Genomic DNA, 25,285 nt, shown 5'->3' on the forward strand with positions numbered 1-25,285 from the left:
GACTCACTTCTCGGGTGGGGTGGTGGATTGAGTGGCGGACATGGTCAGAGGCCGGAGGTGGGGTTGGCTTTGAGGTCCATTCGGTGCAGCGTGAGCGTCGCCCGGACGGCTCGGACGGCGTCATAGGTCGCCTGGCTGACGGGTCGCGCCAGCACTGCTGCGGCGACCAGGACGAGCGTTGTTCTCATGAGTGTGTCTCCTCGCGTTCGCGGCCTGTGTGGTCGAAATCGGAGCCGGAATGAGCTGCGACGGTGCCGGTCGTCGATGAACTGAGATGAAAGCCGTAGCGCCACAGCGGCCAGCGCAGGAGCTTGGTCAGAATCGCGTAGCTGATCACGCCTTCCGGCCACTGCGTGCTGATGCGCCCGGACGCGCTGCGGTAGTAGTTGTTCTCGAACTCGAACGTGGTGCCTCGCAGTCTCTGCTGCAGAAGCCGGTCGTACAGGGCGAGTGCCCAGGGCCGGATCTCGACAGTCGATGCCCGACGACGCGCGGCGGAGGCGATGGCGGCAACCGTGTAGTCGATCTGGAGCTCGAGGTTCGACACGATCGTGCCGCCGTTGGTGTTCGGCCCGTAGAGGATGAAGAAGTTGGGGACCTCGGCGGCCATCACTCCGAGGAACGCGGTTTCGTCGCCGTTCCATCTGGCGTGCAACGTCTTACCGCCCTGGGTGACCACGTCGTAGGTCGTCAGGAAGTCGGCCTTGAAGCCGGTGGCGAGGACGAGTGCGTCAAGGGCGTGATGCTCGCCGTTCGCGTCGATGACCCCATCGGCGTCGACCCCTTTGACTCCGCGGGGGATCAGGCTGACGTTGGGCTTGCGCAGCGCGGGATAGAAGTCGTCGGAGATGACCGGCCGCTTGCCGGCGAACGGGTGCGTGGGTGTCACCGCCTCGATCAGGTCGGGCCGGCCGTCGAGTACGCGGTGGATGTGGGCGAGTGCGCCCGCCCGCGCTGCCGTGTTGACCGCGGTGCCCTCTCGCCAGAGCGCTCCACCGACCTGGTCACGTTCGCGCAGCAGCAGGAACTTGGTGCGTAGAAAGCGTTGTGCGAAGCGGGATTCGAGCGCTTTCCGTTCGGCGGCGGTGTACTCGCGGGAGTTCTTGGGGACCACCCACCCCGGCTCGCGCTGGAAGACGACGACGTCGCCGGCGATGTCGGAGAGTGCCGGGACCAGCTGGGCGGCCGTGGAGCCGGAACCCACGACGCCGACCGTGCGACCGGTCAGATCGATCGAGTTGTCCCACTGCGCCGAATGGAACACCGGGCCGCGGAAGTCCGCCAGCCCCTCCCAATCGGGGAATTTGGGATCACCGAGCAACCCGACCGCGCTGATGACGTGTTGAGCAGTCGTGATCGGCTTCCCGTCGGACCAGATGGTGTACTCCTGGCGCGCCTCGTTCCAGACGACCCGCTCCACCTTCACCCCGAATCGGATGTGACCGCGCAGGTCGTACTTGCTCAGCACAGCCTCGAGGTACTCCTGCAATTCGGCCTGACGCACGTGGGTCCGCGACCACTTCCACGGCATCCACGAGTACGAGTACAACACCGAGGGCGTATCGACCTCGGCCCCGGGATACCGGTTGTGCCACCAGGTTCCACCGGGGCCGGGTGCCTGCTCCAACAGGGTCACCCGGGTGAAGCCGGCCTCCTTCAGCTTCGCCAGTGCGCCGATGCCGCCGAATCCACCACCGACGATCGCGATGGTGGGTTGCGGTGATGGTCGAGGTCGAAAGCGCACGGGTCCTCCTGCTGAATCGATTGAGTGAGCCGCCGGCTCGGAAGTGTTCGTATACTCGAACGGCTTGTCTTATAGTTCGAATGCTGCCATGATGTGTGTCACAGGTCAACCCCCGGCGACGTTTGGTTCACATCACCTCGCGCACTGCGGAGCCGGTCGCCCTGATCGACCGGTACGTTGTCGATACAGGTTGAGTGTCAAGGGATCAGGAGGTCCTCGGGAATGTCCAATCCGACGCGCCGGGTCGTCGACGTGCTGAACTTTCTCGCCAGGAGGTCCGAACGGAGCTACTCGCTGTCGGAGCTCGCGCGAGAACTGGACATCAGCAAATCGACGCTCCATCCCCTGGTGGAAACGCTTGTGGAATCGGGATATCTCCTGCGCGACAGTGAGAAGCTGCTGCATCTGGGGCCGGTGCTCACCGGTGTGGGGCAGGCTGCTCTCGGGCATCGAGGAGAGCTGGTCGACGTCCTGAGATCCGAGATGGCCGAGATCGCGCGCCACTACGACGCACACTGTGTACTCACCGCCGAGCTCGGTGGCTGGATCGTCCCCATCGCGGCGTCGGGCGACCCCTCGCGTGTGACCACACTGTTCCGGATCGGTGCGCGGACCCAGCCGTTCGCACCACCGCTGGGAGTGCTGTTCCTGCCCGGGCGTCGAATGGGTGAGATCCAGGACTGGTTCTCGCACAGCACATCCGACCCGTCACCTCGAGAGGTGGATGCGGTGATGAGCGCGCTGGACTTCCTGCGATCGCAGGGTGTCGCGGCGGCGGCACGGACCGACGCCAAAGCGCGGGCGGAGCGGCTGATGCTGGGTCCGACCGCGCCTGGTTCGACGCGGGACGACGAGTCCGTGGTCAGCGACTTCGTGCAACAGCTACGTGAAACGCAGTATCTCATCACGGATTTCGACTACCCCGACGCCCGTGAGATCGAGTGGGTAGGCATCCCGCTCATGAATCGTCAGGAACGAGTGGACGTCGCCCTGTGCGTGGTCAACTTCCCCGGGGCACTCACCGGGCACGATGTGCTCGACGTCGGCAACGACCTGCGCGACCGGATGTCACGCATCAGCGGGATCACCTTGTCTCCGCCCCGCGTTCGTACGTGAACCTGACTCCCCACTCGGGGAGCAACCAATCAGCTATGGAGGTGTCGTCCGATGGTCGACGGCGAGAACAGAGTGGCGGTCGTGCTCGGATGCGGCCCCGACATCGGACGGGCGTGCGCCGAACAGCTCGCTCGTGATGGGAACCACGTCGTATGCCTCGATCGCGATCTCGCGGCCGCCGAGGCATCGGCGCAGGCGCTGCACCACGTCGGATGTGAGGCCTCGGCCGCCACTGTCGACGTGACCGACCGGGAGTCCGTCCGAGTCGCCCTGCGCGAGGTCGTCGCTCACCACGGGCGGATCGACATCGTCGTGAACGTGGTGGGTGGGTCGACCTGGGCGCTGGTGGACGAGTTCACCGATGACGACTGGGACAGGTCCATGCAACTCAACCTGCGCCAGCAATGGGTTGTGGCACAGGAAGTCCTGGGCATCCTGCCTTCGGGCGGGTCGATCGTCGCCATCGCCTCGGTCAGTGGGTTGTCCGCCGCTCCGCACCACGGCGCCTACGGCGCGGCGAAGGCCGGTCTCATCGCCCTCGTGAAGACCCTGGCCCTCGAGAACGCTGCCCGCGGGATCACGGTCAACGCCATCGCTCCGGGCTCGATCGCCACCGCGGCCCGTACTGACGACGAGGGGCTCGTCGACCGGATTCCGATGGGCCGGCGTGGCGACCCGAGCGAGATCGGTTCCGTCGCCGCGTTCTTGGCGTCCCCAGCCGCGAGTTACATCACCGGCCAGGTCCTCGTCGTCGACGGCGGGGCCAGTGTGAAACACCCGCTGCAAGCAGTGTGATGTGGGCGCGGCAGGCACGTCGATGCCACCAGATGCACTCGTCTGACTAGTTCTTCACCGCCCGCATGGGTCCCGGTGTCCAGAGCCCGTTGTGGGTGTCGGTGGTGATGGTGAGCTCGGCGTCGGTCTGCGGGAGGATCGGGGTCAGGCTCTGGAGCATGCCCCAGTCCTTCGCCCAGTCGTTGCGCAGGTACGACGGGTAGACGCGGGGGCGCAGTTCGTTCTCGACGATGCCCAGCGGACCGCCGGAGTCGCCGGCCATCCAACGCTGCGAGTTGACCCGTTCGCCTTCCCGGTCCGGCGAGATACGCCACTGCGGTGTCTCCAGGACCCCGTACTTGACCTGGGCGGGCCGTTGGCACGGAAACGCCAGCGCGGTCTCCCAGTCGATGAGCACCGGATCCTCGCTGGCCACCAGCGAATCGAGCGTCACCATCGACGACACGCGCGGGGGTGTGACGGCCAGCCACTGGTCGCGCAGGGTCGAGGTGTCCTCGGCGAGGACACGGACCACGGTCGCTCCGCGGGGTGCCTGGTCCATCGGGAAGCGCAGGTTGCGCCATTCGGGTGCACCACCGATGTCGAGTGGCACCATCTGTCCGGCGGGCGCCACCGTGCCGTCGGGCGCCACCCGCCCGAACTGCAACCGCACGCGCTGTCCGGGCCGGGTGACCGCGAGATCGTCGATGTACTCGACCTGCCCGGCCACCGACATGGTGACGAGCGGGCGCTCGTCGGACCTGTTCTGCGGCAGCTGATACCAGTCGGACGTGAGTCGTCCGGTGCCATTGGGGGAGTTGTACGTACCGAGGACCGGTGTCTCACTCGGCGACAGACCGAACGGCAACTTCACCGTCGACCCATTGACCCCTGCCTGCGCGGTCCGCCCGCCGCTGGTGTCGCTGGAACCGGTCGTCGTCTCGGCCTCGGCGCTGCTGCCGTCGTCGGTCGGATCGGTCTGCGTGCGATCGACCTCGGCGGTCGAGGTCCCCGAGGAGGAACCCTCGGCTTCCTCCTCGGTCTCCTCGGACAGGTCCGACGCCACCCCGTCGGGGTCGAAACCCTCCATTCCGGTGCCGGCGAGAGCCGCGCCCGGGGAGGGATTGTTCTGCCCGGCGACCCGGGCGGGCGCCAGCAGGCCGGCGTTCGGATCGTCCTCGACCAGCACGGCGTCGGCCAGAGCGCAGGGTCGTCCCTGCAGAGCACTGACATTGGAACTCAGCCACGACCACGAATTGCGTTGCGTCCAGTCCGCCTTGGCGAACGAGACGAGGGTGAACAGCAGCATGATGGTGGACACGACGATGATCGACGGGCTGCGCAATCGCGTGAACACCGACCGCGGCCGTCCGGCCCTGGCCACCTCGTCGACGTAGTCGTCGCGGAAGTGCTGCCACAGGCCGAGGACGGTGAGGGCCACCGCGACCGCCAGGATGCCGGTCCACAGCGGGATCCCACGGACATCGGGAACCGCGTCGCGCCAGGGAATTCCGTAGCTGCCGACGTACCACCACTGGTTGCGTCCGGAGAACGCGAGCGCGAGGACATACGCGCAGGCCGCGGCGAACAGTGTGCGATTGCGCCGACGGCGCATGATGGTGCGATCCGCGCATGCGGCCGCCACCGCGGCGAGCGCGCCGCCGATCGCGGCATAGACGCCCAGCTGGTGGGTCCATTTCGTCGGCAGGAACGCCATGAGTACCGCCGAACCGGCGACCATGGCGACCAGACGCCACGTGGGGCCGGTTGCGATTCCGGGCAGCCGGCGCCGGTTGAGCAGCATCACCACGACCAGGATGAAGCTGGTGAACACGATCAGAATCCCGAAGCGACGGGCGATGCCGCCGTCGGCGGTGGGGTTCATCAGCATGTAGTAGCGCATCGGCTCCTCCCACCATTTGTTGGTGGGGCCGACCTGCCCGTTGACCGAGACCGCCTCCAGGATCGCCGCGAGCGGCTGGTCGGCGAAGATCTCGAACATCACCGCGAGACCGGCGGCGAGGATCGGCACGGCCAGCGGCCAGAATCCATCCCGCTTGCGGCGCAGCGAGAAACGCTTGAGCAACGGCCGAATCCCGGCGATCAGCGCCACCGATGCGATCACGCCGGTCGGATGGATGGTGAGGGTGAACGCCGCCGCGATGATCCCGATCGTGAGCGGGAAGAAGCGCCCGGTCGCGATCGCGCGCTCGACGCACACCCAGGTGAAGAGAGTGCCCAGCGCGATCAGCGGCTCCACGCGCAGACCGTTGTTGTACGGCATCCACACCGCCAGGAAGACCAGTGCCGCAGCCCAGATCGCCGGGGTCGACTCACGGACCGCACGTCCGAGACGGGGAATCGCGGCGCGGCTGATCAGCCACCACGACGCCATCGCGAACAGGAACGGCAGCAGGCGCAGCCAAGGTGTCGCGGTGCTGACCTCCATCCACGCCGACAGGTAGTGGTAATGCCAGCCGAACGGGTCCTGCGGGACACCGAAGTAGCGGTAGTAGTTGTCGAGATAACCGGCCTCGCTCGCGATCCGGCCGACGGTCACCTGGTAACCGTCGTCAGCCGTGTTGCCGCCGACGAACAACCAGATCAGCAAGACGAGGGCGACGACACCGTCGACCGGGCGCACCCGCCACCAGCCTGCCGGGAAGAGCTTGTGATGTCCGCGCGCATCCCGGGCGTCGAGGACGGCCAGTGCGGCGAGGGAGAGGATCGTCGACGCGATCCCGATCACCAGCAGCCAGAACTTCAGCGTCGTGGGCGTGGAGACGAATCGGGTGTCGATGGTGGACCGGAACGACAGGCCCTCGGTGCTGACATCGGCCGGCAGGCCCGAGTACACGCCGATGATCTGCGGGCGGGCGTTGGGATCCCGCAGGTCGAAGGAGCGGACCGCACCCGTCTCCGAAGCAGCATCCGGCAGGCCTTCGATCGAGCCCCGGGTACCGTTCGTGTCGGCTGCGACGACGATGCGACAGTCGGGTGTGCTCTGCGCGGCTGCCCGAGAGGTGTTGAGCAGAACGACATTTCGCTGCACCACCTGGAGCGAGTCGGCGGTGGCCCGGACGAAGAGGCCGACCTTGCCCGCCTCGGCGCCGCCTTCGGGCACCGTCGACAGCAACACACCACCCGACGCGGGCAACGATGCGCCGAGTGCGCACGGTACCGCGACGTCCATGGAGACCGGGACGAAGGACACGTTCGGGGCCGCCACGTTGCCCACCGAACCCTGCTGCGGCCAGGTCAGTTCGGCCTTGGTGTAGTCGACCGGAAGGAACGGGCTGAGCAGCGCGAGGAGGATGCCGACGACTCCCGCGGCCATCGCGACGACGCGCGCGGTGCCGGCGTGGCGTTCCGCGAAGCCGTCCCGGTGGTCATCCCCGGAGGATGCGGTCGCGGAGGGATTCTCGGCGGAGGAAGTCTCGGTGGTCGCCACGTCTGCTCGCTCTTCTCCGGTGTCGGGGTTCGCCGGGCCGGCGTGCGGGTCGCTGCGGTCAGTCATCTTCGGGCACCACCCTGATCGGCCCCGGTCGGGACCATCCCCACGTCGTCGCCGTTCCCGTCTGCACGTCCGCGGGTCGTGCCTGCGGTGCCAGCGGAGTCAGGCGCTGCAGGTTGCCCCACTCGCGATACCAGTCGTTGTCGAGGTAGGTGGCGAGGGTCGCCGGTCGCGTCAGTGCCTCGACCGGTGCGAGCAACCCGCCGTCCTCGGCGGCCATCCAGGTCTTGGACTGTGAGTTGGCAATCCACGACTCGGGCAGGATCCGCCACTGCGGGAGGTCGAAGACGCCGTGGCGGGCGGTCATCGGTCGCTGGCACGGGAACACCGCGCCGGCGGCGAAGTCGATGAGCACGGGATCGGTGGAGCCGACGACGTCCTGCAGGGTCCGCAGGACGGGCGCACGAGGAGGTGTGACGGCGAGCCACTGATCTGGATCGAGGTTGTTGTCCCGGGCGACGATCCGCATCACGGACGCTTCGGCGGGTACGCGGTCCATCGGGATACGCAGGTTCCGCCACGGACGGTTCGTCCGCTCGGGGTCGATCGGGATCGCGGGAGCACCGACCTCCTCGAACCTCCCATCGGCGACATTCGGCCTGCCGAACTGCACCTCCAGCGACTGCCCGAAGTTCGGGACGCCGTCCCGGTCGAGTGTGAAGACCGCGCCGGCGGCGGTGATGACGATCAGCGGTGAGGAGTCGCGCGCGGGCAACCGGTACCAGCCGGTTGTCAGAGTGGCCTGGCCGCTGGTGGTTTCGTGACTTCCCAGCACCGGGGTGGTCGCCGGGTCGAGGCCGAAGGGGAGTGCGGCGGTACTGCCGTTGACCCCACGAGGACCCACTCCGCCGGTGGTGCCCGGATTGCTGCCGTAGACGATGAAGGTCTTCGACAGGTCCGCCGAGGTGTTCATCGCGCCGGGCTTCTGGGCCCCGGCCTGCGGCGTCAGATCCGGCTTCACTCCGTCGGGACGGAAGCCCTCGGACTGCCCCTGCAGGGTCGACGACGCCGTGCCACCGCCCGCGGGTGCCAGCATGCCCTGATTCGGATCGGGTTCGACGAGGACGGAATCAGCCATCGCACAAGTGTTTCCGCGTGCCGAGTCCAGGTTCGCGGACAGCATGGTGAAGGTGTCCGCGCGGGTGGCCGCGGCCTTGGCGAACACCGCGAGTTCACTCACGACGATGAGGACGGCGATCACCGCGATCGGCGCGGAGGCGACACCGATGCGCCAACCGGCCGGTGCCGCCCCGCGATCATGGGCGAGCCCGGTCTCGTCGACGAAGTCCATCCGGAGGTGCTGCCAGATCGCGAACAACAGCGCCAGCACCGCCAGGGCGAGCAGCACGGTCGAGACCTGGATGCCCGCGACGACCGGTGCCTTGTCGAACCAGGCGATCCCGAAGTCGGCGGGCCACGGCCACGCGTTCTTTCCCGCCGCGGCCGCCGCGCAGGCCACCAGGAGCCCGGCGACCAGGACGGACAGGTTGCGCAGCGTGCGGCGTGCCGCCTGACCGATCGCCACGCAGGCGACAGCGGCGAGCGCCGCACCGAGTCCGGCGAGGACGCCGAACTGGATGGTCCATTTGGTCGGGGTGAACGACAAGAACAGGATCGTGAGCAGGGAGGCACCCAGCGCCCGCCACACCGCGCCCGGATCGATCCCGTCGATCCGCTTGCGCCGCAGCATGATCGCCAGAACCACGAACATGGAGACGGCGAACAGCAGGACCGGGACGCGCCGGGCCAGTGCGCCGTCGGTCGTGTTCACCGCGAGGAAGTAGTAGCGGAGCAGTTCCTGGTACCAGGCCAGCGTCGGACCGACCGAGTAGCGAATCCGCAGTGCTTCGAAGACGGTCGCGAGGGTCTGGTCCCGGAAGACGAGGATGACGACCACTGCGACCCCGGCCAGGAGGGGGGCCAGCAGGGGCAGGAGACCGTCTTCGGCGCGGCGTCGGACCAGGATGCGGAGCATGGGCCGGGCACTCGCGATGAGAAGTGCGAGCGCGACGAGACCGTGCGGGGCCAGGGCGAGGGTCATCGCGGCGGTGAACGCCGCGATGACTGCCGGCAGCATCCGCCGGGTGGAGACCGTGACCTCTACCGCCCACCACGTCGCGAGGGTGCCGAGCACGATGATGCCCTCGGTGCGCAGGCCCGAACACATCGGCAGCCAGAACGCGAGGAACACCGCGGCCCCGGTGAGCATCGCCCACTGGGACCGGCGGACGGCGCCGCCCAGGCGGGGCAGCAGGACCCGGCTCAGGATGAACCAGGCGGCCAAGCCCGCCAACAGCGACGGCAACCGCATCCACAGGCCGGTCGTCGAGATGGTCGACCAATAGGCGAGGAAGCTGTAATACCAGTCGAACGGCGCTTCGGGAATGCCGTAGAAGCGGTAGTAGTTCGCGAGGTATCCGGCGTCGGCGGCGTTGCGACCCATGTTGAGGATGTAGCCGTCATCGGGTGATCCCGCGCCGAGGAAGTGCCAGATCACGAGCGTCAGCGTCACACCGATGTCGGTGGGCCCGGGCCGGAGCACGGCGCGCCACCGGAGACGGCGACCGACGCGGCGGTGGTAACCGTGGATGCGGTCGAGACGTCCCACGGCCACGAGAGCGACGACCGCCGCTCCGACGCCGACGACCATCACCACCCACTTCAGGATCGACGGCGACGAGTCGAACCGGTCGTCGATCTCGATGCGGACGTCGAATCCCGGGGCGGACCGGACCTGTTCGGCGGTGAGGTCGGTGAAAACGCCGGCGATCTGTGGGTTCGCCGACGGCCCGGCGAGGCCGACATCGCCGCCGCCCGCGGTGGCCGGCCCCGGGGGAGGCCGGCGAACTGCGCGCCGGTCGTCGTGGCGTCGGCGAAGATGCGGAGCTCGGCGCAGCCGGCGAGGGCGTCTCGCGGTGCCGACGCAAGTGTCTTGTTGCGGTTGGACACGGTGACGCCGTCGGCGCCGGCGACGACGAACAATCCGTCGTCGCGTGCTGTGGCCGCGGCCGCGGGCATCGTCGACAACACGACGGTGGACGCGTCATCGGGGGTCGTCGCCAGGACGCGGCAGGGGATCGAGATCGCGAGGTCACGAGCGGTCTGCGCGACCAGCGGAGCGGTGACCGACGCCGACTCGCCCGTCTGCTGCGGCCACGTGATCGACGCCGTGGACGTGCTGACCGGGAGGAAGGGCGTCAGGACCCCGGCGACGACGGCGACGACACCGGCGACCGCGGCCACGAGGGCGACGGTGCGGGATCGGGGTTCGCCGGACGTGCGCTGCGCAGCGGTTTCGGCGGTGGTGTCGGCGCTGCCAGCGGACACTTCAGGCGACTTCGGCACAGGCGCATCGTAGTCAGCCATGCTGTGACAAACCCAAATCCCCTGACCGGATCTCGTAGCGTCAATGCGCGCTATGTGCGCATTGACGCTACGAGTCGCTGCGCGCGATCCGGATCAGGAGAACCGCATGAGGATCGAGTGCACTGCCTGGGTGACGGTCATGCGGTCGTAGGTCTGCACGAATTCGAAGGTGCGCTCGAGATCGGGACCGGCGTCGTGCTGGTCGCGCGCCGACAGCAGGGCGGCGAAGTGCGGTCCGAGGACGGCGACGTTCCACTCGTTGATGAGGTCGTCGTCGGCGTCGAGGGGCGCGCGGTGCACGTTCCCGTCCCGGATGTCGGGAAGTCCGACACCGTAGACCCCGGCCAGGCCGGTCTTCTCCGACATCTCCCGCCACCGCTTCGCGGTCCGCGAGGTGAAGTGCTCGGCGAACTGGAACGTGCCGAGGACGATCGCGGCACCGCCGATGGCCGCCTGTTCCTCCAGCGCCTTGCTCATCTCGATGAGCAGGCGCTTGTTGCCCATGCGCGGCGAGATGGAGGTCGATGCGATGCGATACGGAGTCGACTTCTCCGGGCCGGGCGTGGTCCAGACCGGCATCTCGGGCAGCGGCACGACGGTACGGCTGGCGAGCACGGCAGGATCGGTCACGGCCGGATAGAGGTCGCCGATTCCGAAAACGGCGCCCATGGTCTGCGCCGTGATCCGGCTGGCCTCGTCGTCGACGCCCTCGGCGATGACGACGGCATGGCTGCGTTCGGTGTGCGCGGCGAGCGCGTGCGCGAGGTGGGCGGCGTCGGAGCTGGTCCGCGACGTGAGCAACTCGGCGCCGGTGACGATGATGTCGGGTTCGACGAGGGAGAGCAGCGTGGCCGCGTGCTCGCTGCGGACGAGGCCGTCGACGCAGATGATCTTGCCGGCCGCCCGGGCGCGGGCGACGCGGGCGAGTGTGCGTTGCGGACTGCGCTCGACGGCGTCGGGCAGGATGACCATGACGTGGCGTTCGAGGCTGCGCGCGGTGTCGTCGTCGAGATTGTCGATGAGGTCGAGATCGAGGGACACCAGCAGCGGCAGGATCTTGGCCAGCGACTGCGCGCGCTGGGAGGCGGCCATCTTGCGCTTGCGCTCGTCGAGGACGGGATGTTCTTCGACCAGACGGGCGGCGCGTTTGAGGGCGGCGGCGGTGGCGAGGCGGGTCCCGGCCGGACCCCGGAGCTGCAGTTCGACGGCGGCGAGGGCGCCGTCGGACAGCCGGCAGACCGGCGCGAACTGCATGTGGAGCTCCAGATCATCGAACAGGGTGAATGATCGCGTTTCGGACACACGTGCCTCCCCGTCAGAGCGAGAAGCGCCCCGATCGATCTGGTGGACGCGGATTGCTTCACATCCTGTTCGCGGCAAAAGCCTGTGGCCAGCGTAACAAACCGTCGGTCCACGAACATGATGAAGCGGCCCTTGGTACCCGTGGTTCCAAGCGGCGCAACGTATTCGGCTGTGAGTCCTCGTGCTGTGTCAGTGCCTGTTCGTGCTTGTCGGTACAGAAAAGGGTGTTACCGCGGTCGCGACCAACGGGGCGGGAGGTCGCGACCGCGGCTCCGGGGGCGGGTCCGGGGGTGTGGTGACCCGCTACTCGGTCTTGTGGGCGAGGTCAGCGGGCGGCGTCGGCCGCTTCCTTCTCGCCGCTGGCGCCGGCGTGAGTGAGCTCGCCGGTGTAGCTCTCCAGGTGTGCGCGGACGAACCACTGGAACTTCTCGAGTTCGGCCGTCTGTCCGATGAGGATGTCCTCGGTGATCGGGTCGATGTCGCCGATCTTGGCGATGCCGTCGCGATGCGAGGTGATGAACCCGTCATAGACGAGGTCGAGGGCGCCGAGGTGGGCCTGCGCGGTGTCGCGGCCGATGGAGTAGTCGCTCCATGACCGGTCGGCTTCGATGGCCTTGGCGGTGCCCTTGGGCGACGCGCCGAGGGTCGCGATCCGCTCGGCGATGGTGTCGGCGTATCCGCGGACGAGTTCGACCTGCGGGTCGATCATCTCGTGCACGCCGATGAAGTTCGCGCCGACCACGTTCCAGTGGATGTGCTTGAGGGTGAGGTGCAGGTCGTTCAACGCGCTGAGGCGCTCCTGCAGGATGCCCACGACCTCGTTGGCGGCTTCGTTGCTGAGTCCAGGTGCGGTGAATGAAGGCATGACTCGAAATTAGGCCGGGATCGGACGTGTGACGAGGGCTCACGGCCATGAGTGACGGAACCGAGACGGCACATCACAGTGAGATAACGAAGCGTGTCCACGTGTTTGCCGCGTCGACCCGGGGGAAGCAGAAACCCCAGGTCGACGCGGTGCTCGACGAATGGTCAGTAGCCGCTGGAGCGCATCGGCGCGGGGTCGTACAGCCCGGAGCGCCGAGCGGTGCCGAGGTCGAGTTCCGCGGCCGGCGCCGGGATGATCTCGGCGAACTTCTGCAGACCGCCCCAGTCGCGACCCCAGTTGTTGCGCAGGTACGTCGGTAGCAGGGTCGGTCGCAGCATCGCCTCGGTGATCCCGAGCGGGCCGCCCGCGGTTCCCGACATCCAGGTCTGGCTGTTCTTCCGGGTGGCCTCGGCGTCGGGCATGATCCGCCACTGAGGTACCTCGAGGACGCCGTTGCGCACCTTCATCGGCTGCTGACATGGGAAGACCATGCCGGGCAGCCAGTCGATGAAGACCGGGTCGGTCTGACCCACGACGTCGTTGAGCGTCGCCAGCGTGCTGACCCGCGGCGGTGTCACCGCCACCCATTCCGACGGTGCGGCCGCGGTGTCGGCGACCTCGACCCGGACGACGGTCGCCCGGGGTGGCGAGTCGGCGAGCGGGAACCGCAGGTTGCGCCACGTCGGGGTCTCGCCGATGTCGATCGGGAACATCCGGCCCAGGGTGCTCACCCGGCCGTCGGCCTCCACGCGGCCGAACTGCATCGTGACCTTCTGCCCGGCGTGGATCACCCCGATCCCGTCGACCGCTTCGACCGAGCCGGCGACCGCCATCGTCAGCAGCGGGGCGTCGTCGGAGCGTTCGGGCAACTGGTACCAGTCCGAGGTCAACGATCCGGTGCCCGACGGCGAGCCGTAGCTGCCGAGTACCGGCGTCTCGGCAGGGTTCAGTCCGAACGGCAGACGCACGGTCGACCCGTTGACGCCCCGGACGCCCTGGCCGCCTTCGGTACCGCCCTGTGCGGACGAGCTGTCGCCGGATTCGTCCGAGCCCGCACCGGTTTGGGCGCTGTTCTGCGAACCGGAGGTACTCGACGACTCGGTGCTCTCGGTCGCATCGACCGACAACCGGTCGGGTACGCCGTTGGGGGTGAAGCCGGAGGCGTCCGGACCTGCCAGTGCGGCAGCGATGTCAGGGGCCGGACGGCCGTCCACGGCCGCGGGCCGCAGGAGCCCGGCGGTGGGGTCGGCCTCCACGAGGACGTCGTTCGCCAGGCCGCACGGGTCGCCGGTGAGCGCACGAGCGTTGGACTTCATCCACGACCACGAATCACGTTGCTCGTAGGCGCCTTTCGCGAAGGAGGCGACCATGAACAGCACCATCAGCCCGGCGATGACCGGTAGCGGTGAGAACTTGAGTTTCGAATACCACTTGTCGCTGCCCCGCGTACGGGTCGTCTCGTCGACGAAGTCGTCGCGGAAGTGGAACCACAGGCCCGCCAGTGCGGTGGCGACCGCGGCGAGAAGGATGAACCAGGCGATGTTGAGGCCGCCCACCGTCGGTGGGCGATCCCACCACGGGACCCCGTAACTGCCGACGAACCACCAGCCGTTGGTGCCGGCGAAGGAGATGCCCGTGATCGCGAGCACCGCGGCCGCGAAGAAGCTGCGATTGCGTCGTGACCGCAGCACCGCCGGCGCCATCATCGCGCCCGCTGCGGCGGCGAGACCCGCGGCGATGCCCGCGTACACACCGAAGTGGTGGGTCCACTTGGTCGGCGTGAAGGCGATGAAGAACATCGTGCCGAGGGTCACCGCGACCAGACGCCAGATCGGCGCGCGCGCGACACCGTTCGGATGCTCACGCCGCAGGAGGCGGAGCAGTACGACGAAGAGGCACAGGATCATCGCGAGCACGCCGAAACGTCGTGCGAGCGTGCCGTCGGCGGTCGGCAGGATCAGGTAGTAGTAGCGGATCGGTTCCTGCCACCACTCCAGCGTCGGACCCACGTCGGAGGCGACCTTGTTGCCCGCGATCAGCGGTGCGAGCGGCTGATCGGCGAAGATCTGGAACAGCACGGCCGTGCCGGCCGCCAGGATGGGCGCGAGCATCGGCAGCAGCCCGTCGCGGGAGCGACGTGACACCAGTGTCTTGACGATCGGTCGGATTCCGGCGAGCAGCGCGGCGACCGCCATGAGCCCGCCGGGGGCGAGGGCGAGCGTGAAGGCGGCGGTGACCACCGCCACGGCGTAGGGGAGCAGTCGGCGGGTCGCGATCGCGCGCTCCACACAGCACCAGGTGAGCAGTGCGCCGACGGCCTCGGCCGGCTCGGGCCGCAAGCCGTTGTTGAACGGCAACCAGATCGCGAGGAAGACGAACGCCGCCGACCAGACGGCGGGGGTGCTGTGCCGGACCGCGCGGCCCAGACGAGGGATCACCTCTCGGCTGATCAACCACCAGCCGAGCAGACCGAGAAGGAACGCGGGGAGGCGCATGAACGGTGCCGCGACACTCACATCCGTCATGGCCGAGATCACCTGGAAATGCCAGCCGAACGGATCCTGCGGCACACCGAAGTAGCGGAAGTAGTTGTCGGCGTAGCCGGCGTCTCCGGCGATCCGGCCGACGATGAAGTTGTAACCGTCGTCGGAGGTGTTGGCGCCCGCGAACCACCAGAAGGCGAGAATCGCGAACACCGCGACATCGGGTGGCCGGATGGTGAACCACCCCGACGGCAGGAAACGCTTGTGGCTGCGGCCATCCCGCCGATCCAGAACCCCGAGGGCGATCAGCGAGACGATCGTCATGAGGATGCCGAGCACGATCGCGGTGAGCTTCAGCGGGGTGGGGGTGCTGACGTAGCGCGTGTCGATGGTGGCGCGCAGCGACAACCCGTCGCGCGGTGCGTCGGCGGGCAGATCGCTGTAGATGCCGACGATCTGGGGACGCATCTCGTGGTCGGCCAGTGTGAAGCCATGTGAGGCGCCCGAGTCTGCGGCCGGTTCCGGCAGTCCCTCGAATCGCCCGCTCACGCCTTCGCCGTCGGCGCGCATGACGATGCGGCAGTTCGGATTCGACTGTGCGGCGGCGCGATCGGTGTTCAGCAGCGCGACGTTGCGATCGGTGAGCGTCAGCGCATCGGCGCTCGCGCGGACGAACAATCCGCGGGCGCCGGCGTCCTGGCCGCCCTCGGGGATCGTCGACAGCAGAACTCCGCCCTGCTCGGGCAGCCGGGTGGCAAGTGAGCACGGCACCGACATGTCCATGTCGATCGGCACGAAGGACACCAGCGGCGCCGCGACGTTCGAGACCTCGCCGCCCTGCGGCCACTTCAGTTCCGCGGTCGACTGATTGACCGGCAACAGGGGAGTGAGCACCGCGAGGAGGAAGCCGAGCAGACCGGTGACGGTCGCGACGATCTTCGGGTTGGCCGTGATCTTCGGGTTGACCGTCGCCAGACGGGAGAAACGGGACTCACTCATCGGATTGGGGCTCCACCCTGATCGAGCCGGTGCGCGACCAGCCCCATTGCGTCGTCTGTGCCGTGTCGATCCGCGCGTCGGATGCGTCGGACACGAGCGGTGTCAGCTTCTCCAGTGCGCCCCAGTCGCGCACCCAGTCGTCCTGCAGGTACGTCGAGACCGCTGCCGCGGAGGTGGTGGCCTCGGAGATGCCCAGCAGCCCGCCGTCGACGCCGGCCTGCCAGGTCTTGGACTGGGAGTTGGTCAGCGGATAGTCGCCCAGGATGCGCCACTGCGGCACCTGGGCGACGCCGTGGGAGACGCCCATCGGCCGCTGGCACGGGAAGTGCGAGGCCACCCCGAAGTCGATGAGCGTGGGTGCCGTCGATCCGACGACCTCCTGCAGCGTCTGCAACCGTGGTGCGCGCGGCGGGGTGATCCCGATGAACTGCTTCTCGCCGAGGTTGTTGTCCTGCAGGGACAATCGCATCACGTTGGCTCGCGGTGGGGCCGCCGACATCGGCACGCGCATGTTGCGCCAGGGCATGTTGAGGATCACGGGTCCGGGATCGATGGGCAGGATGTCGGGGCCGACCTGTTCGAAGGTCCCGTCCGCGCCCGGGCGGCCGAACTGCACCACCATCTTCTGCCCGAAGTTCCGGACGCCGAAGGTGTCGACGGTCGAGACGGCGCCCGCGGTGCTGAACACCAGCAGCGGCGACGCCGCGCGATCGGCGGGCAGGTCGTACCACCCGGTCGTGAGGCGGGCTTCGCCCGGATATCCGTAGCTGCCCAGGACCGGTGTGGTGGCGGGGTCGAGCCCGTAGGGCAGTTTGGCGGTGGAACCGTTCACGGTTTCCGGTCCGCGTCCGCCGGTCGTCCCGGCGCCCAGGCCGCCGGTGATCGCGAACGGGCGGGCCATGCTCGCCGACACGTTCATCTGCCCGGGGCGCTGGCTCCCCGGCTCGGGCTGGAGGTCGTCGGGGATCCCGTTGGGCGAGAAGCCCGCCGGGTTCTCGCCGCGAAGTGCCTGCGTCGCGGTCGCGCCCGCCGCCGGGGTCAGCATGCCGGCGTTGGGATCGAGTTCGACGAGGACGTCGTCGGCGAGCCCACAGCTGTTGCCGCGCAGGGTGTTCAGGTTCTCGGCCAGGGCGGTCGACGCCGGATACCGGGTCACCGCGGCCTTGGCGAACAGCAGCAACTCGACGATCACGAGCAGGCCGGCGATCACCGCCAGTGGTGAGGAGGCGAGGAAGAGTCGCCGACGATCCGCCCGGGTCTCGCCGGGGCCGGTGTCGGCGTGGGCGAGACCGCGATTGGTGACGTAGTCCAACCGCAGGTGCTGCCACACCGCGACCCCGGCCGCGATCACGGCGAGGATCAGGAACAGGGTCGACGCCTGGAAACCGGCGATGACCGGCGCCCGGTCGAACCAGGAGATGCCGTATTCGTAGAGGAACGGCCACGAGTTGTAACCCGCCATCGCCGCCGCCATCGCAAACAGCAACCCGGAGACGAACACCGTCAGGTTCCGTGCGGACCGGGCTGCCGACTGGGCCACGGCCACGGTGGCCACCGCCGCGACCGCCGACGCCAGCCCGGCGAGCACGCCGAACTGGATGGTCCATTTGGTGGGCGTGAACGCGAACAGCAGCAGGGTGACGCCGACGGCACCGATGAGGCGCCATGCCGGTCCCGGATCGACTCCGCGAATTCTCGTGCGGCGCAGCATGACCGCGACCGTCACGAACAGGCCGGCGAGCAGGAGCAGCAGCGGCACCCGACGGGTGAGCGCGCCGTCGTCGGTCACGACGGAGATGAAGTAGTACCTCAGGAACTCCTGGTGCCAGGAGATGACCGGCCCGACCGAGTAGCGCAACTTGATCGCCTCGAGGACGGTCGCCAGGGTCTGATCCCGGAACACCACGATCAGGACGAGCATCCCGGCCGCCGCGATCGGCGCGACGAGGGTCAGCGTCGTCGTCCAGACCGAGCCGTCGAGTCGCTTTCGCCGATCGATGAGGATGTGCAGCAGCGAGCGGGCCGCCACCAGCAGGATGGCCACGCCGACGACGCCGTGCGGGGCCAGAGCGAGGGTGAAACCCGCGACGAGCGCGGCGAGTGCTGCCGGAAGGAGTCGTCGGGTCGCGATGGCGTGTTCGGCGGCCCACCAGGTGAGCAGCGAACCCAGGACGATGATCCCCTCACTGCGCAACCCGCTGCAGAACGGCAACCAGAATGCGGTGAACGTCATGGCGGCCGCCCAGATCGCCCATGAACTCCGCCGTACCGCCGGACCGAGGCGCGGCAGGAGCACCCGGCTGAGGACGAACCACGACACGAGCCCGGCGACGAGTTGCGGGATGTGCATCCACAGCACCGACGGCGAGACCGACGACCACACCGCGAGGAAGCTGTAGTACCAGTCGAAGGGCGCCTCGGGGATGCCGTAGAAGCGGTAGTAGTTGGCGAGGTAGCCGAAGCCGTCGGCGGTCCGGCCCATGTTGAGGATGTAACCGTCGTCGGGCGAGCCGGCCCCGAGGACGCTCCAGACCAGCAGGATCGCGGTGACGATCAGGTCGGTGGCCCGGGGATTCAGCGAATGCCACCAGGACCGGGTCCGTGCGCCGATCCGCCGGTGGTACCCGCCGATGCGGTCGAGCAGTCCGAGTGCGACGACGGCGACGAGAACCGACAGCACGGCGAGCACCGTCACGACGATCTTGAGGATCGACGGGGACGACTCGTATCGGTTGTCGATGTCCACCTGCACGCGCAGGCCGTCGGCAGCGGCGGCGCGTGCCTGCTCGGGGCTCAGGTTGCTGAATATGCCGTCGACCTGCGGACGGCGGTCGGGCGGCAGTGTCGTCGACTCGCCGAGCCCGACGAACTGGGCGCCCGGACCGGTGGGTGCGGAGAAGATGCGCAATTCCCGGCATCGGTCCAGGTCGGCGCGTGCGGCGGTGGCGGCGAGGCTGTTCCGGAAGGTCACGGTGATCGCGGCGTCGGTGGCGGTGACCCACAACGACGACGACTTCGACTTCGGCGCGTTGGTCGGCATCGTCGCGAGGACCACGCCGTCGTCCGCGGACGCCAGCGTCGCGCACGGGATGCGGGCCTCGAGGGTCTGCGGGGTCTGCGCGATGAGTGGCGCCATCACCGACGAACTCTCCGCACCCAGCTCCTGTCCGGCCGGCCACGCGAAACCGGCGTCGACGGCCTTGACCGGCAGTAGTGGGGTGAGGGCGCACAACACGATGCCCGCGATCCCGGCCACTGTCGCGATCCACCGGGCGGTGCCCGCGGAGATCCTGGTCGATGGCCCCGACGACGACGTTTCTGCGGGATCCTCTGGCGAGGTCGGGGCTGTCACAGGCACGGTGCCTCATCGTAAGCGACGTGCCCCGGGCCACCTAGGGCCCACCCCGCAGCCCTGCTCGACAAGGTGCGTGACCGTCGGCACCACTGCTCCCTGAGCTGAGGAGCGCAGGCGGTGGCCCCCTCTGCTCCTTGAGGTGAGGAGCGCAGGCGGTGGCCCTCTGCTCCCTGGGCTGAGGAGCGCGGGCGGTGGCCCTCTGGTCCTTGAGGTGAGGAGCGCAGGCGGTGGCCCTCTGCTCCCTGGGCTGAGGAGCGCGGGCGGTGGCCCTCTGGTCCTTGAGGTGAGGAGCGCAGGCGGTGGCCCTCTGCTCCCTGGGCTGAGGAGCGCGGGCGGTGGCCCTCTGCTCCCTGGGCTGAGGAACGCAGGCGGTGCTCCTGCTCCGTGAGGTGCGAGGAGCGATAGCGACGAGCCACGAAGGGTCCCGCACCGCAGGACCGCTCAGATTCTTGGCCGCAGGCGGAGGGTACCAGCAACCACCGACAATCGAGAGTGGTCGCTCTAGGGAGGAAAAGAGTTGTTGGACAGCATATTTCGAGCTGCCGACTGCCCGTCTTTCGTGTACAGTCGAACGTACATTCGCAGCTACGGTTCTCGGGGGTGACCGTCATGGCCGACACCACGCACATCGACGGTTCGCTGCCCACGTCGCGGGCGCCCGAACTCCTCGCCGAACTGCACCGGCTGATCGGTGAACTACAGACCGTCGACCTGAGCGCGTGTTCGGATACCGAACTCGTCGACGTCGCCGCCGACACCGAGAAAGCGATCGCCCGCCTCACCTACGCCGGTGACCGGCAGATGGTCACCATCGCCGACCGCGACCTACCCCATCGCACCGGATACCGCTCCATCACCGCGTTCATCACCCACCGACTGAGGGTGTCGGACCCGATGCGCCGCAACAACCAGCGTGAGGCGACCGCCACCCACCTCACCCACACCGGCGAAGCACTGCCACCCGAACACCCCACCCTCGCCGAGGCGTTGGCCGACGGCCGGGTCGGCACCGCCCACGTCCGAGCCGTCATCGACGTCCTCGACCAGATCCCACATGGCACCGACCACGATGTGAAAGTCGCTGCCGAACGACAGATGGCCGAGATCGCCGAAGCCCACACCCCCGCCGACATCACCCAACTCGGCGCACGGCTCCTCGCCCACCTCGACCCCGACGGCACCCTGGCCGACGACACCGAACGCAAACGACGCCGCAACCTGTGGGTCAACCGCCAACGCGCCGACGGCACCGCCAAACTCACCGGCACCCTCACCCCCGAACTTGCCGCCCGCGTCACCATGCTCTTGGCCGTCTGGGCCAAGCCCGGCATGAATAACCCAGGTGATCCAGATTCGCCGACCGGTTCGGTCGAAGATGCCGACCCCGAACAACTGGCCGCTGCAGCCGACCGGGACGACCGCACGCCGGCCCAGATCAACCACGACGCGCTCAACGCGCTACTGAAGGCTGTCCTCGAGGACGGACTGCTCGGGAGATCTCACCGCGGACTACCCGTGCGACTGATCATCAAAGCCGACCTCGGCGACCTCGTCCGTGAAGCCGGACTCGCCACCACCGCCACCGGCACCCTGCTGCCCATCCCCGACCTCATCGCCATGGCCGCCGACGTTCAACCGTGGTTGGCGATCTTCAAGAACTCCACCACTGTGCCGCTGTACTTCGGTAGGGGCAAGCGTCTGGCCACCCGCGAACAACGTCTCGTCTCCTTCGCCCGCCCCGATGGTGAGGTGTGCTCGGCACCTGGGTGCGATCAACCCGCCACCCAGGTCGAACTCCATCACGCCCACAAGGACTGGGCCAAGGGCGGTCTCACCGACATCGACGACCTCGCACCCGCATGCCCACGGCACAACCGCATGGTCGGTGACCAGCCCGGCCAGTACACCACCCGGATCGCACGGTCCGGACCCGACGAAGGCCGCTGCGTCTGGCGATTGAACGCCGAACCCGGCGCACCACCCAACCCCGGTCGCCTCAACCGCCGGCCCGACATACCCCGGCGATTCGCAGAACATCTGAACACCGTGCGCGACGAGATCCACGGACCACCACCCCGGCCCGGCGAACAGGCGCGCCCAGACCAGTCGCGCCCCGACGCCATCGGCCACGGCGACCGCGGCCGACGCCTCGAACTCGCCTACCGACAACTCGTCCACCCACCGGCACCGCCGGAGCACCTCACCACCCAACCCCTGACCCCGGTCGAAGCAGCCCTCACACGCATACTCGCCGACCACTGGTGACTGGAGAGCAGCTCGCCTGGCCGACCACCACCACGGCGACCGGTCGTCGGCGCCGCCGAATCGTCAGTGCCGAAGCGGCGCGGGACTCCACAGCCCGCTGCGGGTGGCCGTTCCCGTCTCGATCTCGGCGAGCGTGTCGACGTCGCCGTAGGGCTCGTAGCGTTCGAGGGCGCCCCAGTCCCGTCCGATGTCGGCCATCAGATAGGTGGGCAGCGCCGTCGCCTGCTGCGAGACCTCGATCCAGCCGAGCGGGCCGCCGCCGAAGCTGTTCTGCCACGCGGACACCGCGGCTGCCAGGTCGGATCCGGGCTTGATGCGCCACTTCGGGATCTCCGCGACCCCGACGTCGTGGGTGAACGGACGCTGGCACGGGAACGCCAGACCCGACGTCCAGTCGATGTGGACCGGGTCGGTGTCGCCGACGACGTCCTGGAGGGTGTCCATCTGCGGGATCCGCGGCGGGGTCAGCACGATGAATCGGTCTTCGGCGAGGTTGTCGTCGGTCGCGACGATCCGCACCGCGGTGGTGTCCGACGGGAGCTCGTCGGTGTTGTACCGGAGGTTGCGCCACGACGGGCGCGGGCCGGGATCGATGAGCTCGGTGTCGCCGGCGGCCTCGAGGTCGGCGTCGCGGGTGTCGGGGCCGATGGGCTCGGCGGTGTACTCGAGCATCACGTTCGGGTTGTCGTACTCGCCTGCCACGGACATCGTGAGCAGCGGGCGGTCCCGCCAGTCCGGCGGCAGTGCGTACCAGCCGGAGGTGAGGCGGGCCGGGACCTGGTCGAGTTTGGAGTAGCTACCCATGACCGGGGTCTCGGCCGGGTCGAGGAAGAAGGGGAGCGCCGCGGTGCTGCCGTTGATCCCGGGTTCGGCGATCTCGCCGCCGCCGGTGCCGCCGGGATTGGAGTTGACGATGTCGGGGGACTGCCAGACGTCTCCAGACAGCACGCCGAGCGAACCCTCGCTGGCCGTCGACTCCAGCGCCGTCGGCACGCCGTTGGGGAAGAACCCCGACGTGGTCGGTGAGGTGCCGGGTGCCGGTGGCGGTCCGCCGAGCGGATTCGGCAGGGTGGGATCGACCGGGCGCAGCATGTCGCGGTTGGGATCGGATTCCACCCAGACCTTGTCGGCCATGCCGCAGGGGTTGCCCGCGACCGCGGCGAAGTTGGAGCGGGGCACAGAGTACGACGAGCTCTGGTGGATGCCGGCGAAGATCGCGGTGACGATCTGGAAGACGACGACCGCCAACGCGAGGTAGGCCAGCGGAGCGGCCGCCATCGAGGCACCCAGCCGCCGGTACCAGCGCTGGTGCGAGGTGTCGTCGGCAGTGGACTCCTCGACGTGTGGATCGGTCCCGGTGAACGGCTCACGGAAGTGGAACCACAGGGCGACGAGCAGCAGCGCGAGCGCGGCGTAGAGCAGCACGCTGCCGAGCATGACGCCGCCGATCGTGACCTGTTCGACGCCCCACGGCATGCCCCATGCCGAGTAGTAGTAATAGGAGTTCGGGGCGGTGAACGCGAGTCCGCCGATGAAGAGGACGAGTGCGCAGAACAGGGTGCGGTTGCGTCGCGAGTGCATCGACTGCTGACTGGCGGCGATCGCCGCGATCGCGGCGAGTGCGGCGGCGATACCGGCGAAGACACCGAAATGATGGGTCCACTTGGTGGGCGTGAACATGAGGAAGACCAGCGACGCGAACGTGATCGCGACGATGCGGCGCGTCGGGCCGATGGCGGTGCCGGGAATACGGTTCTTGCGGATCAGCACCGCGGCCGAGACGACCAGGCCCAGGATCATCGCCAGCACCGCGAAACGCCTCGCGATCGAACCGTCGGCGGAGAAGGCGAACAGCGCCGAGTAGCGGCCGATCTCGTTGTACCAGCTCATCGACGGCCCCAGCGCCGACTTCATGCTCGACGCCTCGGCGAACGACCGCAGGGTCAGGTTGGAGAACACGACGAAGACGACGAAGGTGCCGGCGGCCAGGATCGGCGCGATCAGCGCGACGAACGACCAGCGGAGCGAGCGCCGGCCGTCGCGGGCGCCGGCGGCCGGCTCCTCGGATGGCGATGCGGCGGAGATCGACTCGGCGGACGACAGCTCGGCGACGACGCGGGCGCGCTTGATCAGCGCCATGATCATCGGGCGGGCGCCGGCGATCAGCGCGGCCACGGCGAGCAGGCCGGTCGGCCCGGCGGCGAGGCTGAACGCGCCGATGAGACAGGCGACGGCGGCCGGCAGCATGCGACCGGTGGCGATGGCACGTTCGACCGAGCACCAGGTCAGCAGCGCGCCGAGGCAGATGATCGGTTCGGGACGAAGTCCGTTGTTGAAGGGGAACCAGCACGCGAGGAAGGCGAAGGCCGCCGTCCAGGCGACCATCGGCCGGGTCAGCGCAGCGCGGCCGAGGCGTGGAAGCACTTCGTGACTGACGATGAGCCACACCAGGATTCCGCACAGGAGCGCAGGCAGCCGCATCCACGGACTGGCGACCGAGACGTGGCTGAGCAGACCGAAGACCTGGTAGTACCAGCCGAAGGGTGCCTCGGGCGCGCCGTACCACCGGAAGTAGTTGGCGGTGTAGTCGCTGTCCTGCGCCACCCTCGACATGGTCAGTAGGTAGCCGTCGTCGGAGGTGTTGGGCCCGATCATGTGCCACACGATCAGCGCGCCGATGACCACGTAGTCGCGCGCGTTCAGCCGCCACCACCGGGCCGGGAAGATCCTGCGATGGCGGCGGCCGTCGGTGGAGTCGAGCGCTGCCAGTGCCGCAAGCGAGAGCAGCGTCGAGGCCACTCCGACGATGACGACCAGCCACTTCGAGATGGTCGGAGCGGTGTTGTAGCGAGAGTCGATCGTGACGTGGGCGTCGAGCCCCGCGATGTCGGCGGCGGGTCCGGACAGGTCGGTGAAGAGGCCGGTCACCTGGGGGCGCTGGTCGGGCCAGTACTTGAAGGCTTCTTTGTCCTCCGTCGTGCCCGCGAGCGGTTCGTCCTCGCCGTCCTCGTTCTGGGTGCCGCTGGTCATGCCGACGAATTCGGCGGTGACCGCATCGGAGTCCGCGTGCACGACGATCTCGCGGCAACCCTGCTCGCGCATGTCCTGCAGCGTCGCCGACACCAGCGAGACGTTGCGGACCACCACCTCGACGCCCTGCCGGTCCGCGGGAGCGTCAGGGGCGCCGGTCTTGCGGATGAACAGGCCGCGCTCACCGGACTTGGGTGCCTGCTTGGGCGTGGTGGAGAGCAGCACCGAGCCGCCGGGCGGCAGGTCGTCGACCGCGCTGCAGGGGATCGACACGTCGAGGTCGACGGGCGTGTAGCCGATCAGTGGGGCGGCGACCGAACCGATCTGCCCGTTCTGGGGCCAGTCGATCTCGGCCGTTCGCTGCGACACCGGCATGAGCGGTGTCGCGAGCGCGAGCAAGAACCCGAGCAGTCCGGTGACGATGGCGACGATCCTCGCTCGTCGAACGGTCTGCGCTGGCACAAAGAGAGAT

Annotated in this window: 11 protein-coding genes and 1 pseudogene; 3 read left to right on the forward strand and 9 right to left on the reverse strand. The window is 68.5% G+C overall.

Annotated features, from left to right (window positions below; translation table 11 throughout):
* Positions 1-44 precede the first annotated feature (44 nt).
* Both AC3B6C_RS08835 and AC3B6C_RS08840 read right to left on the reverse strand, forming a co-directional pair.
* The gene (locus AC3B6C_RS08835; RefSeq protein WP_488375720.1) at positions 45-188 is read right to left on the reverse strand and encodes a hypothetical protein; all 144 of its coding nucleotides are present in this window, start codon (positions 186-188) and stop codon (positions 45-47) included.
* Positions 185-1,744 (reverse strand): flavin-containing monooxygenase, encoded by a 1,560-nt coding sequence (locus AC3B6C_RS08840; RefSeq protein WP_488375721.1) that lies wholly within the window; start codon positions 1,742-1,744, stop codon positions 185-187. The genes AC3B6C_RS08835 and AC3B6C_RS08840 overlap by 4 nt, the downstream gene beginning before the upstream one ends.
* A 222-nt stretch (positions 1,745-1,966) precedes the next feature.
* Here AC3B6C_RS08840 and AC3B6C_RS08845 point away from each other — a divergent pair, with 222 nt between their 5' ends.
* Positions 1,967-2,860 carry a helix-turn-helix domain-containing protein gene (locus AC3B6C_RS08845; RefSeq protein ID WP_488375722.1) on the forward strand — a complete coding sequence of 298 codons (894 nt, stop codon included), beginning with the start codon at positions 1,967-1,969 and terminating at the stop codon, positions 2,858-2,860.
* Positions 2,861-2,911: 51 nt separating this feature from the next.
* On the forward strand, positions 2,912-3,655 hold the full coding sequence (locus AC3B6C_RS08850) for an SDR family NAD(P)-dependent oxidoreductase (RefSeq protein WP_014924978.1): 744 nt from the start codon (positions 2,912-2,914) through the stop codon (positions 3,653-3,655).
* Between the two features lie 46 nt (positions 3,656-3,701).
* Here the strand turns inward: AC3B6C_RS08850 and AC3B6C_RS08855 are convergent, their stop codons facing one another.
* From AC3B6C_RS08855 to AC3B6C_RS08880, 6 genes and pseudogenes are all read right to left on the reverse strand, one after another.
* Positions 3,702-7,151 carry an arabinosyltransferase domain-containing protein gene (locus AC3B6C_RS08855; protein ID WP_488375723.1) on the reverse strand — a complete coding sequence of 1,150 codons (3,450 nt, stop codon included), beginning with the start codon at positions 7,149-7,151 and terminating at the stop codon, positions 3,702-3,704.
* A pseudogene (locus AC3B6C_RS08860) lies at positions 7,144-10,514 on the reverse strand (arabinosyltransferase domain-containing protein). Before AC3B6C_RS08860 ends, AC3B6C_RS08855 begins: the two are co-directional and overlap by 8 nt.
* A 93-nt stretch (positions 10,515-10,607) precedes the next feature.
* Positions 10,608-11,816: a DICT sensory domain-containing protein gene (locus AC3B6C_RS08865; RefSeq protein ID WP_014924981.1), complete on the reverse strand. Its 1,209-nt coding sequence runs from the start codon at positions 11,814-11,816 to the stop codon at positions 10,608-10,610.
* 325 nt (positions 11,817-12,141) lie between these two features.
* Positions 12,142-12,681, reverse strand: coding sequence for a Dps family protein (locus AC3B6C_RS08870; protein WP_010844834.1), 540 nt, complete (start codon positions 12,679-12,681; stop codon positions 12,142-12,144).
* Positions 12,682-12,845: 164 nt separating this feature from the next.
* Positions 12,846-16,163, reverse strand: a complete 3,318-nt coding sequence (locus AC3B6C_RS08875; protein ID WP_488375724.1) for an arabinosyltransferase domain-containing protein — start codon at positions 16,161-16,163, stop codon at positions 12,846-12,848.
* The gene (locus AC3B6C_RS08880; protein WP_488375725.1) at positions 16,156-19,521 is read right to left on the reverse strand and encodes an arabinosyltransferase domain-containing protein; all 3,366 of its coding nucleotides are present in this window, start codon (positions 19,519-19,521) and stop codon (positions 16,156-16,158) included. Before AC3B6C_RS08880 ends, AC3B6C_RS08875 begins: the two co-directional genes overlap by 8 nt.
* A gap of 606 nt (positions 19,522-20,127) precedes the next feature.
* On the opposite strand from AC3B6C_RS08880, the gene AC3B6C_RS08885 reads away from it, so the two are divergent.
* Positions 20,128-21,783, forward strand: coding sequence for an HNH endonuclease signature motif containing protein (locus AC3B6C_RS08885; RefSeq protein ID WP_488375726.1), 1,656 nt, complete (start codon positions 20,128-20,130; stop codon positions 21,781-21,783).
* Positions 21,784-21,846: 63 nt separating this feature from the next.
* Here the strand turns inward: AC3B6C_RS08885 and AC3B6C_RS08890 are convergent, their stop codons facing one another.
* Positions 21,847-25,275 (reverse strand): arabinosyltransferase domain-containing protein, encoded by a 3,429-nt coding sequence (locus AC3B6C_RS08890; protein ID WP_488375727.1) that lies wholly within the window; start codon positions 25,273-25,275, stop codon positions 21,847-21,849.
* Positions 25,276-25,285: the final 10 nt, after the last annotated feature.

It is taken from the genome of Gordonia sp. 11cp (assembly GCF_057767225.1).